The sequence below is a fragment of the Vibrio sp. OY15 genome (assembly GCF_000742455.1).
GTDB lineage: Bacteria > Pseudomonadota > Gammaproteobacteria > Enterobacterales > Vibrionaceae > Vibrio > Vibrio alginolyticus.
The window spans coordinates 200,428-213,000 of the sequence record NZ_JPIL01000014.1 but is presented as its reverse complement, the minus strand read 5'-3'; the positions used below and the strand labels follow the sequence as shown (position 1 = coordinate 213,000).

General features: G+C 45.6%; 10 protein-coding genes and 1 pseudogene. 8 read left to right on the top strand and 3 right to left on the bottom strand.

The window, feature by feature from the left end; translation table 11 throughout:
* Positions 1–158 precede the first annotated feature (158 nt).
* The 6 genes and pseudogenes from IJ23_RS18595 to IJ23_RS18570 all read left to right on the top strand — a co-directional run.
* Positions 159–878, top strand: a pseudogene (locus tag IJ23_RS18595) (histidine kinase); the annotation flags it as partial.
* A 6-nt stretch (positions 879–884) separates the two neighbouring features.
* On the top strand, positions 885–2,225 hold the full coding sequence (locus tag IJ23_RS18590) for an MFS transporter (protein ID WP_033907046.1): 1,341 nt from the start codon (positions 885–887) through the stop codon (positions 2,223–2,225).
* A 123-nt stretch (positions 2,226–2,348) separates the two neighbouring features.
* Positions 2,349–3,566 (top strand): mannose-6-phosphate isomerase, class I, encoded by a 1,218-nt coding sequence (gene manA, locus IJ23_RS18585; protein WP_033907045.1) that lies wholly within the window; start codon positions 2,349–2,351, stop codon positions 3,564–3,566.
* Positions 3,567–3,918: 352 nt separating this feature from the next.
* Positions 3,919–5,181 (top strand): hydroxymethylglutaryl-CoA reductase, encoded by a 1,263-nt coding sequence (locus IJ23_RS18580; protein ID WP_033907044.1) that lies wholly within the window; start codon positions 3,919–3,921, stop codon positions 5,179–5,181.
* A 407-nt stretch (positions 5,182–5,588) separates the two neighbouring features.
* On the top strand, positions 5,589–7,157 hold the full coding sequence (locus tag IJ23_RS18575) for a DUF1800 domain-containing protein (protein ID WP_033907043.1): 1,569 nt from the start codon (positions 5,589–5,591) through the stop codon (positions 7,155–7,157).
* A gap of 9 nt (positions 7,158–7,166) precedes the next feature.
* Positions 7,167–8,492: a DUF1501 domain-containing protein gene (locus tag IJ23_RS18570; RefSeq protein WP_033907041.1), complete on the top strand. Its 1,326-nt coding sequence runs from the start codon at positions 7,167–7,169 to the stop codon at positions 8,490–8,492.
* An 86-nt stretch (positions 8,493–8,578) separates the two neighbouring features.
* Here IJ23_RS18570 and IJ23_RS18565 read toward each other — a convergent pair whose 3' ends face one another.
* Entirely contained in the window at positions 8,579–9,673 is a 1,095-nt protein-coding gene (locus tag IJ23_RS18565) for a ketoacyl-ACP synthase III (RefSeq protein WP_033907040.1), read from the bottom strand.
* Between the two features lie 162 nt (positions 9,674–9,835).
* Here IJ23_RS18565 and trxC point away from each other — a divergent pair, with 162 nt between their 5' ends.
* Complete coding sequence (gene trxC, locus IJ23_RS18560) at positions 9,836–10,270, top strand: thioredoxin TrxC (protein WP_005376074.1); 435 nt, start codon at positions 9,836–9,838, stop codon at positions 10,268–10,270.
* A 176-nt stretch (positions 10,271–10,446) separates the two neighbouring features.
* Positions 10,447–11,607, top strand: a complete 1,161-nt coding sequence (locus IJ23_RS18555; protein ID WP_033907039.1) for an MFS transporter — start codon at positions 10,447–10,449, stop codon at positions 11,605–11,607.
* A 50-nt stretch (positions 11,608–11,657) separates the two neighbouring features.
* Here the strand turns inward: IJ23_RS18555 and IJ23_RS18550 are convergent, their stop codons facing one another.
* Together IJ23_RS18550 and IJ23_RS18545 are read right to left on the bottom strand one after the other, a co-directional pair.
* Positions 11,658–12,047, bottom strand: a complete 390-nt coding sequence (locus IJ23_RS18550) for a nitrous oxide-stimulated promoter family protein (RefSeq protein WP_005387988.1) — start codon at positions 12,045–12,047, stop codon at positions 11,658–11,660.
* Positions 12,048–12,061: 14 nt separating this feature from the next.
* Positions 12,062–12,571: a GNAT family N-acetyltransferase gene (locus tag IJ23_RS18545; protein WP_033907038.1), complete on the bottom strand. Its 510-nt coding sequence runs from the start codon at positions 12,569–12,571 to the stop codon at positions 12,062–12,064.
* Between the last annotated feature and the right edge of the window lie 2 nt (positions 12,572–12,573).

The window sequence follows — 12,573 nt, the reverse complement described above, 5'->3', positions numbered from 1 at the left end:
TAAGCTTGCATATATTAACCTGCTTGCATTTGAACGCTTTCCAATCCGATAAGAACCCTGTCAAAAACCCATAAATTAGTAAGGATTTTGTGTGACTCTTTTCACGCTTTTCCGCCTTCCTAGGCATTTCTAGGAATTTTTCCTAGCCGATCTAGGCAACCATCACCGGCATTATGCTCGGCTTAGGGGTTCAGAAACAAAAAGACCTCAATCACAAACTGCGCGGCGAACTTGCACGCAATCAGAATTTGTCTCGCCAGCTTATCAAAGCGGAAGAATCGGTAAGACGCGATATTGCGCGCGAGCTACATGACGAAATCGGCCAGAACATCACGGCAATCCGCACACAAGCCAACATCATTAAGCGGGTAAATAACACAGAAACACGCGTAGGTTGCGCCGACATGATCGAAGGGCTTTCCCTCAACGTGTACGACACCACTAAGCGACTGTTGAGCAAGCTAAGACCCAAAATGCTGGATGATTTGGACTTGAAAGAATCCGTCGAGCAACTGACGCGAGAGATGGAATTCGCCAATCATGGAACAACTGTTCAACTGAACTGGCAAGGCAATTACACCAGCGTGAGTGACACACTCAAAGTCACCCTATTCCGTTTATGCCAAGAGTCATTGAATAACGCCGCCAAGTACGCAGGAGCGCAGTTGATCAATATTGAGCTGACAATTGGAGAAACGGCGGTGTCACTAATGATTCACGATGATGGTGTCGGCTTCAAAGTTCAGGACAGCATGAAAGGCATGGGCGTTCGCGGCATGCAAGAGCGTGTGCACGCGTTAGGTGGAAAAATGGTTATCTACTCCACCAGCGATCAAGTGACTGGCACACAAATCAGCATTACTTTACCTAAGGTGTAACTCAAGATGTTTGGATTTTTACGTTCACCTAAATTTACTCAACCGAGTCTGAGCAACGAGCAAATCGACCAGCGTTACCGCCATTGGCGTTTGCACATTATGTTGGGGATGTACATCGGCTACGCAGGTTTCTACTTTACTCGTAAGACCTTTAACTACGCCGCACCAGCGATGATTACCGATCTTGGCTTAGATAAAGGCGATTTGGGCCTTATCGGTACGCTTTTCTACATTACTTACGGCTGCTCGAAGTTTATTTCCGGTACGATTTCAGATCGCTCTAACCCTCGTTATTTCATGGGATTAGGATTGATTGCGACAGGTCTGGTCAATATCGCGTTCGGTTTTTCTAGCTCACTCGCGGCTTTCATTACTCTGTGGATCTTAAACGCCTGGTTCCAAGGCTGGGGCTGGCCTTCATGCTCCAAGCTGTTAACGACTTGGTATTCACGTTCCGAGCGTGGCTTCTTATGGGCGATTTGGAACACCGCACACAACGTTGGTGGCGCGCTGATCCCTATTTTGGTGGGCTATTTAACGTTGCACTACAGCTGGCGTGAAGGTTTTATTCTACCCGGCATCATCGGGGTATTACTCGGTCTATTCGTTTGTTGGCGATTGCGCGACAAACCCACAACAATGGGTTTACCAAGTGTCGGCCGATGGCGCAACGACGCACTAGAACTTGCGCAGGAAAATTACGGACGTGGCCTCACCTACCGAGAAATTCTAAAATCGTACGTATTTAACAACAAATACATCTGGCTGCTCGCGTTCAGTTATGTGTTGGTTTACATCGTCCGAACCGCAATCAATGACTGGGGAAACCTGTACTTGACCGAGCAGCATCACTATAGCCTGATTAACGCCAACGCTGCTCTGTCGATGTTTGAAATCGGAGGTTTTGTTGGTTCATTGGTTGCGGGTTGGGGCTCAGACAAACTCTTTGGCGGTAACCGTGGGCCAATGAACTTGCTGTTCGCGATTGGGATTTTTTTATCTGTCTCTGCGCTTTGGCTGATGCCCCTGACCAACTTTGCGTTCCAAGCCGCGGGATTGTTCTCCATCGGCTTCTTTGTCTTTGGGCCACAAATGCTGATCGGTATGGCGGCGGCGGAGTGCTCTCACAAAGATTCTGCCGGCGCGGCAACAGGATTCGTTGGCTTGTTCGCCTACATGGGCGCTGCATTGTCTGGCTATCCACTGGCATTAATTCTTGAAGAATATCATTGGACAGGTTTCTTCATCACCATTTCAGTTTGTGCAGCCGTCATTGGCCTTTTGTTGCTGCCATTTTTGCAAGCGCAACCTTCACGAAAACCACTCGAACCAAAACCTCGGTTGTAAATCGACTTATCGCCCTCGGGCAAATTGGCGAGTGACCTAACCGCGCTCGCCCTCCTTATTTAACGTATCTCTGCTCAATTTTTCTTCCGATTCAGTTCGGAGGGTTAACTATGGGAAAAATTCATGAATTTGAACACTATTTCATCGCATAGCTTCTTTCAAATGAACAACAAAATCCAAAACTACGCTTGGGGAAGCACCTCTTCTATTCACGATTTGTTTGGCTTTTCTAACGAAACGAATGAGCCTCAAGCAGAAGTATGGATGGGTACTCACCCAAACGGCTGCTCTGAAGTTCAGGTTGAGCAAAACACGCTGCCTTTGTCTGAACTGATCAAACAAAACCAACCCGCTTATTTATCATCAGAAACCGCAGCAAAATTTGGCGACCTGCCCTTTCTGTTTAAAATCTTAGCGGCCGAACATGCACTGTCGATTCAAGTTCACCCAAGCAAACAAGATGCCGAAATAGGCTTCGAAAAAGAACAAAGTGCCGGGATCCCACTAAACGCAAGCCATCGTAACTACAAGGATCCAAACCATAAACCTGAGTTGGTGTACGCGCTGACAAGTTACCAAGCCATGAACGGTTTTCGTTCGTATGACGAGATTATTGAGGCATTTGGCCTTTGCGATATCGATGAGCTACGCACACCGCTAGATGCATTCAAACGCGAAATCAACTCACAAGGTTTACGCGATTTCTTTGTGCACATTCTGACCATGGAAGGAGAAACAAAAGAGCGTGCACTGAAACAGCTTCTTGCCCACGCTTCACGTCAATCGGAGCAAGGCACTGACAGCGACGTTTTCCAACTCATCTTGGATCTATCCACTCAATACCCCGGCGACGTCGGCTTGTTTGCACCATTGCTGTTGAATGTCATCACGCTGCAACCTGGCGAAGCGATGTTCCTGAGCGCAAGAACGCCACACGCTTACATTAAAGGTACTGGATTAGAGATCATGGCGAACTCAGATAACGTTTTGCGTGCAGGACTCACGCCGAAACACATGGATGTTGAAGAACTGGTTAAATGCACAGATTTTGCGCCTAAGCCGTTTAACAGCCTTGTTCTAGATCCTAATGCCAATGGTTGCCAAAGCCTTTATCCGGTCCCAGTGGCAGACTTTAGCTTCAGCATTCTAAACCAACCGAACAATGAAGTGGTTGATGCCAATAGCGCAGAGATTTTGATGGCGATTGATGCCGACCTGACACTCATCAGTGATAACGGTGAGACGTTAACCGCCGCGAAAGGACAATCTGTATTTGTTCCTGCTTACGTTGGCCATTACCGTATTCAAAGTGCGGGACGTGTGGCTCGCGCATTTAACTAACTTCTGAATAACAGATTCAAGCTAGCGTCTGACCCAAGGGATTGGGTTAGACAATTTATTCCTTTCATAGATTGAACCATTCCGCTTTTAAGGCAATCATGCTTATCCCTTGTCGACTCCAGACACTCACAGTCCAATTTCTCTAAGAGCCATAACCTCCCGGCTCTGCCATTTACTGCAACATTCATTGTCAAAACCCATTTATTTCTGGTAACTCCTCCGCTCCAATATCAAATTACTTGGATAACAAAGGCACTCACACAGTGGTATTTGTTGCAAAACGTATAATCAACGTTGTAATCAAAGCCCTAATCACTACAATCTCTGGTTCGATTTTTCAGTTAACGTTTGTATGCCGAAGTTAAACCAAGATAACCCTGTTCAAAGCTCCGCCCTTTCCGATATCGAAACCAGCAGTAAGATTCAATCGGCATTAGAACCGAAGTTTCACAAGCCAGAGAAACGTCTCTGCTTAAGCCCTGGCCTATCGGATAAGCATTTGGCGCGCCGTTGGCAAGTATTGGAACACATGACCAATAAAGATCATCTCCTTGATCCTTTCACGCAGTCACATTGCGATGCTTACTCCAACAACATCGAGCACTTCATTGGTACTGTTAATGTGCCGGTCGGCATTGCAGGCCCTTTGCGCGTCAACGGCTTGTATGCGAACGATGACTTTTTGGTTCCGCTTGCAACGACAGAAGCCGCGTTAGTCGCTTCCTACAACCGTGGCGCAAATCTTATCACCGCCGCTGGTGGCGCGAGCGCATTGTTACTAAGTGAAGGGGTGAGCCGAACACCAGTGTTCGCCTTTAATAACCTTGCCGACGCTGGCCAGTTCGTCAGTTGGGTTGTGACCCAGTTTGACGTATTTCGTCAAATTTCGGAATCCACCACCTCACATGGCAAACTCAAAGACATCAATGTAAATATCGAAGGAAACCATGTTTATTTGGTCTTTGAATACGTGACTGGTGACGCTTCCGGACAAAACATGGTGACCATCGCAACAAACGAAGTGTTCCATCATATTTTGGCGACCAGCCCAATCAAACCAACTCAAGCATTCTTGGATGGCAACTTATCAGGCGACAAAAAACCAAACGCGCACACACTGCGCTCAGTACGCGGTAAGAAAGTATCCGCCGAAGTGACCATTCCTGCTGAGTTAGTGGAAAAATATCTGCATACGACGCCGGAGTCTATGGTTCAATTTGGCAAAATGACCACAGTGGGCGGTTTACTCAGCGGGACAATTGGCGTCAACGCGCATTACGCAAACGCCCTTGCCGCGCTGTACATTGCTTGTGGTCAAGATGCCGCTTGCGTTGCAGAGTCTGCCATTGGAATCACTCGTATGGATGTGGACGCTCAAGGCAACTTGTACGCGTGCGTGACCTTGCCAAACATCATGGTGGGAACGGTTGGCGGTGGTACTGGCCTTCCAACGCAAAAAGCATGTTTGGATATTTTGGGTTTGCTCGGCAACGGCAATGCGAAAGCGTTAGCCGAAGTCGCAGCTTCGCTTTGTCTGGCTGGCGAACTCTCGATTGTGGGCGCATTTTGTGCCGATCACTTTTCTCGTGCTCACCATAAGCTTGCCCGAAAATAACCTTTGTTGCTTTGTACAAGAGAACATCCGTGTGGTTTTCTCTTGTGCAAACCAATGGACTTTATTTATTGGCTCAATAATTTCTTGAAACTAACTTAAGCCTTAACAAACATACCAATCTCTTGTTAACAGTACTTTAGCTGTCCCCCTTATACATCCATTGCGATATCTCTGCTTGTTACTCTTCATTGGCCATATTTAATATCAGTATCTTAGAAAAAGTAGCATCAAAAACCTCTAGCACTATAGTACCAAATTCATCGTTTGAGTTTTTTGTTCACCACTTATAGCTACTATACTCGCCTATGCAGCTGCTTGATTTTCATAAATTTACTAAACAGCTCAAAAGAGCTTAATAACTCCCGTTAAATGGACTTAAATCGTTACTTCGGGTAAGCGAGTTAACTATGAGACGTCAGAAGCTAAATAAAATCTCTGCTTGGGTACTAGGATTGGCTATCTTATTGCTGAGCCATGTGTCTAATGTATCAGCACAAATACAGCAATCCCCATCCGATCAAACCGTTGCGCGTTTTCTCTATCAAACCTCTTTTGGACCAACACCTGCGTTAATTAATGAGGTTAGGGAAAACGGGTTAGAGGATTGGATACAGAAACAAATCAACCTGCCAGCAACCTACCATCAACCACTTTATCAAACGCCTTTTTCTAAAGGCCTACAGTCAAACCGAGAAAATGCTTGGTATCAAATTGTTGTTACTGCTGAAGATCAGCTCAGACAGCGAACGGCTTATGCATTGAGTCAGATCGTAGTCGTTTCTCGTTATGGCGGCGTTCTTTCCAGCAAACCTACAGGGTTAGTGAATTACTACGATCTGTTGGTTGAGCATGCGTTTGGCAACTACCGAGACCTGTTGTATGACGTTTCCATCCATCCAGTCATGGGGAGCTATTTGTCTATGCTCGGTAGTGCAAAAGAAAATAGTGCGACAGGAACGCTTCCCGATGAGAACTTTGCTCGAGAGTTAATGCAGTTATTCACTATCGGTTTGTATGAACTCAATTTAGATGGCAGTAAAAAGCTAAACCACGCAACAGGCAAACCTATCCCCACGTACAATCAAACTGATATTCAAGAGCTCGCGCGAGCATTAACTGGATGGAAAAATTCCGACATCGCATTCGTGAAACCGATGCGAGTTATCAGTCAAAGACACGACACCGGCGAGAAGCGATTTCTAGGGAACGTGATCCCATCGGGTCTAACCGCACAAGAAGAGCTTTCAAAAGTGATTGATATGTTGATGTCTCACCCAAATGTTGCTCCATTTGTTTCAAAGTTACTTATCCAACGTTTGGTCAGTTCAAATCCAAGCCCAGAGTACGTCGCGCGTGTTGCTACGATATTTAACAACAATGGGGAAGGAGAAAAAGGCGATCTAACCGCCGTTGTTCGAGCCATATTGCTCGACCCTGAAGCATTAGGGATGACGGATACCCCGCCTATAAAAGTGAAAGAACCGATACTGGTCCTGACTAATTTTCATCGAGCATCAGGTTTTACGGTTAAAGGATCACGTTACGAAGACGCAACAACGATGATGAACATCGCTAATCAAGGGCCGCTTCGTTCTCCTTCCGTGTTTAATTTTTACTCTCCAGACTATCAGCCGTCTAACGAGTTTACGGAGTCTGGTATTAACTCTCCAGAGTATGAACTTCTCAATTGGTCTGTTTATACCGATTTGGTCAACTATATGTTAACCAGCACTCGTAGAGGAGGTGGTGATTCCTACCACTTCGATCTTAACGAGCTTTATCTTCTTCTAGACGATCACCATGCCTTAGTCGAATTGGTTAACGAGCGTTTCTTTGCTGGAACGGCTTCTGCTGAATTGAAAGAGCTCATGCTCACCGCGCTGAATGATTATCGTGAGGACTATGTGCCAACAACAAAACTCGCTCTAGTGATATTTACCGCCATTTCTGGCGACGAATTTTATATTCAGGATTAGGAGTGAATTATGGATATTTCACGACGACATTTTATACAAAGCACGCTATCGATGGGCGCACTAGCCTCTCTTAGTCTGCCAGGTTACTCTCTCGCAGCGCCATCTAATGACTTTCGAGCATTAATATGTGTGTATTTAGCTGGCGGAAACGATGCGTTCAACACCGTACTGCCATTATCGGAGGCGCACTATCGTCAATATTCCAAAGTCAGAGGGCCACTCTCTGTCGCCAAAGAAGACATACTCCCTATCAATTTGAGTGCTGTCGATAGCTCAAATCACCCAGTGAAGCTCGGCTTACACCCAAAGTTAAATGCGTTAACTTCCGTTTTCGAACAAGGCGATGCCAGCATCGTGCTCAATAGTGGCATTCTCAACCATCCCGTCACCAAACAAGCTATTGAGCAAGGTGAAGCATCACTTCCCGAGCAACTGTTTTCTCATAATTCTCAAACAGACGCTTGGTTACTTGGTGGAATGAGCGAGTCTAAAAATCTTGGTTGGGCTGGCAGAATGTTGGATGTATTAAACTCTGAATCAGAAATAACACCGCTATACAGTGTGCATGGCAACTCGCTTTGGTTACGGGCAATGGAACACCGCCAAACTGTCCTGAAAAAAGATCGCGCGGTTCAGCTTACCGCGATTGAGAACCCGCTATACAAGGGGATCTATGATCGCCTTCTCTCTCATCAAACTGACAATCCATTTAATGGTCATTTTAATTTGATGGTTGATGAGTCGATGGTAATGAGCAGTGTACTGAGCGAGCAACTCAACCACATTGCTGACGAGCCGCTGTTTACGTCATCGACGCTCGGCAAGCAGATGCAAACCGTGTACAAATTGATAGCAAGCCAAGATGTCCTGAAGCAGCAACGACAAGTCTTTTTCGTTAAACACTCTGGGTATGACCTACACGATTCGCAACTGGCACGTCATCCAGTGTTACTTGAGGATCTCGCGACAAACCTTTTGGCAATGTATCGTGCGGTCGAACGGTTAGGGCTAAACAAGCAAGTCACCTCTTTCACTATGTCTGACTTCGGTCGACGGATGATGAGCAACGGAAATGGTACTGATCATGGCTGGGGTGGCCATCAACTATTAATTGGAGGCGCGGTAAATGGGAAACAACCTATCGGTACATGGCCGGAACTAATACTGGGCGGAAACGATGATTACTCTCAAGGCCGACTCATACCCAAAATTGCCGCTGATCAAGTTGGTTCAACACTAGCACAGTGGATGGGCGTGAGTGATAACGCTGCACTGGAATACGTCTTCCCGAACATCCGTAATTTTACTCATTCAAACCTGGGTTTTATGGCTTAAGATATTTTTCAGGTTAGCTGTAGAACGCATCATCAAATAAGGGAGCCTCGCGCTCCCTTACCCATCTTATGTTTGCAGAGTGTCCGTTACACCTCGTCGCGACGGCGTTCGTTACACAGCTTAATGGCACGCTCAAGTAATTCTAACGCGGATTGCTCACATTCAGGCAGAACCGCATCACTTTCAGAAACTGGCGTTACGCGGTCACCCCATTTCAATACTGCCGCACCCCATGTCAAACCTGCACCAAACGCAGCAAGAAGCATATTATCACCTGGGTTAACTCGACCTTGCTCTACCGCTTCACACAATGCAATTGGCACCGTCGCAGCTGAAGTATTGCCATAGTTTTGAATGTTAACAAACGCTTTGTCGTGCGGAATTCCAGACAGGTCACACAAGGTTTGAATAATACGAATATTCGCTTGATGCGGAATCACAACATCGATTTGGTCCGTCGTTAACTGTGATGCTTTCAGTACGGTTTTCGCAGCTAGCCCCATGCCTTTTACTGCACGTTTGAAAATTTCTTGTCCTACAAAGTTGAAATCCCAGTAACCGTTGTCTTCCGCAAAGCGATCCATACAAGTACCAAACTTTGGTACGGACAGAATATCGCGGCCTTTTGCGTCACAACCGATTTGAGACTGTAGTAAACCCGTTTCTTTTTCCGTTCTTGATAACACAACGGCGCCCGCACCATCACCAAATAGAACAGCGGTATCTCGCATTGCCCAATCGATGTAGAAAGACAATCTTTCCGCACCAATAATGATCGCGTTACGATAGTTACCTGATTGAATCAAACGTGTGCCCGTTTCTAGGCCATAGACAAATCCCGTACATGCGGCATTTAAGTCAAAGGCAGCGGCTGCACGAATACCTAGGTTCTGCTGTACCTTAGACGCGATATTTGGAATCAATGAATCTGGTGAACAAGTCGCCACAATGATTAAATCCACGTCTGTTGCATCGACGCCTGCTCGAGCTAATGCATGTTTAGCAGCAACGGTCGCCATGTCTGACGTGTTTACATGACTAATACGGCGGTTTTCGATACCAGTGCGGGTACGAATCCACTCATCGGAAGTATCGAGGAAAGTGCTAAGATCATCGTTAGAGAGCACGGCTGGCGGAACACATTTCCCCCAACCTGTAATTTCAGCGTAGTAATTTGTCATCGCAGACCTATTTATTGTTGTATTTTAATAAAATTTCTTAGAACCTTAGGCTCAAATACAAACCTGCGCTGCGTTATTTCGGCAGGTTAAAAAATAAGTATACAAATAATGAGGCTGACTGGTAAGTCATGTTTTCATCAATACGTAATAAAGGAAGAAGTCATGTCATCGTTTAAAACTCGCTGCCCTTCGTGCGGCGGTCTAAATCGTGTCCCTAATGAGCGCGTTGCCGAATCTGCAACTTGCGGTAAATGTAAAAGTGCACTTTTAGACGGCTCGCCTATCGAAGGTACACAAGATAACTTTTCTGCTCTATTACAAAGTGATATGCCTGTTGTAGTAGATTTTTGGGCCCCATGGTGCAACCCGTGCGTTGGTTTTGCTCCTGTTTTCTCTGATGTTGCTCATGAGCAAGCCGGAACGGCTCGTTTTGTTAAGATTGATACCGAAGCTCAACAACAACTTGCGGCGCAATTTGGTATTCGCAGCATTCCTACCATTATGGTTTTCAAAAATGGTCAACGCGTTGATATGATCAATGGTGCGTTACCTAAAACTCAATTTGATCAATGGTTAAATCAAGCACTTACTAAATAATCTTCCACGCCAACCTTGTTTGTAGGTTGGCGTTTTTATGCAACTTATCAACCTATCTAGTTAATAAATATTATTTGTCGAAACGACTTAAATTTATCATTTTACTTGCCTAACTATTAGCCTCATATTCGCGCCGAATAACCCTTAGATTTCATTTAACTTATAGGCGCAAAACAGTGGAAAACACAGTCGTTCCTGCAGCATCACCACGAGTTACAGTTCCAGTCGTCGCACTGTCTCTTTATGCGGTGGCTTCGGGCTATTTAATGAGCTTGATCCCTCTCATGCTCGGTGAATACAACATCTCAGCAGATTACGCGAGTTGGTTGGCGAGTGTGTTTTATGGCGGCTTATTAACCGGTGCTATTTTTATTGAACGTATCGTACGTCAAGTTGGTCACCGTAACGCGTTTATTGGTTGCTTGGCCGTATTTTCGCTAACTATCGTCACACTACCCGTGTTTGCTAACGGATTGATGTGGCTTGCCGCTCGCTTTATTGCGGGTATCGCGGTTGCTGGTGTTTTTGTCATTGTTGAGTCTTGGCTAATGTCTGGAGACGAAGCATCGCGTGCGAAACGTTTGAGCTTGTACATGCTATCGCTTTATGGTGGTTCAGCATTAGGCCAGTTTGGTATTGGCGTGCTTGGCGTAAGTGGCGGCGTTCCGTTTATTGCGATCACGACGTTGATACTAATGGCGATGCTGGTGCTAATGTTCATTGAGTGTGAGCAGCCAAACAGCCATGAATCAACCGCTTTATCATTTAAGCAAATTGCCAAACTAAACCATGCAGCAATTATTGGTTGTGTTGTTTCAGGTTTGACCTTAGGTGCAATCTACGGATTAATGCCAGTTGAGTTAACTAACCGTAAAATTAGCCATCAAGACATTGGTACATTGATGGCGCTAGTTATTCTAGGTGGCATGCTAGTTCAACCAATGGTGACCGCGTTAAACAAATACATGAGCCGCACAGTGCTAATGGCGTTTTTCTGTATTTTGGGTATTTTTTCGATCGGTATGACCTTTATTTCCTCGTCAGCCGTGGTATTGGCTGCTGCATTATTCTTTTTAGGTGCAGCTACTTTTGCCTTGTACCCGATAGCAATCAACTTAGGTTGCGAAGGACTTGATGAACGCTTTATTGTCTCTGCGACACAAGTCATGCTGTTTAGCTACAGCATCGGCTCTGTTGCTGGCCCAGTTGTCGCTGATAAATTTATGGGCCAAGAACACGGCTTACTAGGCTACTTGTTTGCCGCTTTGGTTGCGACTGGCGTATACATGCTACTTGCTGCGAGCAAAACCAAGCAGCGTATGGCCGCTGGCCTCTAATCACGCCGCTTCTACTCAACGAAAACGAGGGCATGTCGCCCTCGTTTTTTTTATTCTTCGCATTTTTGTTTAGATAAACGCTTGTGACGGTTTGACGCGTTCGCTGCAGGCTTTTCCGGTACCATGCGCTTTTCATGAAGCAAATGACGAACCGCCAAGATGGGATGTTTCAGTAACATTCTGGGGCCAGAGTAACGCATGACCAAACGCATTTGTTCTTTCGGCTCTGGTTTGTAGCAGTGAATCGGACATTTATTACACGTCGGTTTATTCTCTCCATAAGGACAGCGGTCGAGGCGCACTTCTGCGTATTCAAGCAGCTCACGACATTCTGAGCATAAGTCACGTTTTGTTCCATGATGGTCATGACAGTAAACCTCTACCATGGCTTTTACTGTCTTAAATTCAGTGGCGAGTTTGCCAAGTAAAATATCGCTCATGCACTATCCAAAAATCACAACATCATTGTGTAAAGTTCTAACGTGCGGCCATTATCATATTGCTGCTCAACTCGTTCAAACTCAAAGCCCAGTTTTTTGAGCAAACTTATACTACGAATATTGTCATTGTTGGTGATGGCAACCAAATTATCGAGTTTCATTTCCTCTCTAGCGTATTCCAGCACTGCGGTTGCAGACTCCGTTCCGTAGCCGAAGCCATAAGCGGAAGGTAAAAATCCATATCCGAGATCATAGTGTTGCAATGTGTCACGTTTAACCAACCCACAAATCCCGATGGGTTGCCCATCTTCTTTCTTCTCTACAACGAGTAAACTCACGCCTCTAATTTTTTGCATGCGTAGCATGTTTTCTTTTATGTAACTCGCCGCTTCATATTCGGTACGAATTTGTTTATCTCCGACAAAACGGTAGAAGTCTGGGTGGTTATAAAGTTCTAGTATAAATGGTGCATCATCTACACTCACAAGACGCAGTATCAAACGTTCGGTGTACAGTGTTTTCATTT

Excerpts from the sequence above, each read along its gene's own strand:
- IJ23_RS18590 (WP_033907046.1), top strand. The coding sequence starts at position 885 with ATGTTTGGATTTTTACGTTCACCTAAATTTACTCAACCGAGTCTGAGC.
- manA (WP_033907045.1), top strand. The coding sequence starts at position 2,349 with ATGAATTTGAACACTATTTCATCGCATAGCTTCTTTCAAATGAACAAC.
- IJ23_RS18580 (WP_033907044.1), top strand. The coding sequence starts at position 3,919 with ATGCCGAAGTTAAACCAAGATAACCCTGTTCAAAGCTCCGCCCTTTCC.
- IJ23_RS18575 (WP_033907043.1), top strand. The coding sequence starts at position 5,589 with ATGAGACGTCAGAAGCTAAATAAAATCTCTGCTTGGGTACTAGGATTG.
- IJ23_RS18570 (WP_033907041.1), top strand. The coding sequence starts at position 7,167 with ATGGATATTTCACGACGACATTTTATACAAAGCACGCTATCGATGGGC.
- IJ23_RS18565 (WP_033907040.1), bottom strand. The coding sequence starts at position 9,673 with ATGACAAATTACTACGCTGAAATTACAGGTTGGGGGAAATGTGTTCCG.
- trxC (WP_005376074.1), top strand. The coding sequence starts at position 9,836 with ATGTCATCGTTTAAAACTCGCTGCCCTTCGTGCGGCGGTCTAAATCGT.
- IJ23_RS18550 (WP_005387988.1), bottom strand. The coding sequence starts at position 12,047 with ATGAGCGATATTTTACTTGGCAAACTCGCCACTGAATTTAAGACAGTA.
- IJ23_RS18545 (WP_033907038.1), bottom strand. The coding sequence starts at position 12,571 with ATGAAAACACTGTACACCGAACGTTTGATACTGCGTCTTGTGAGTGTA.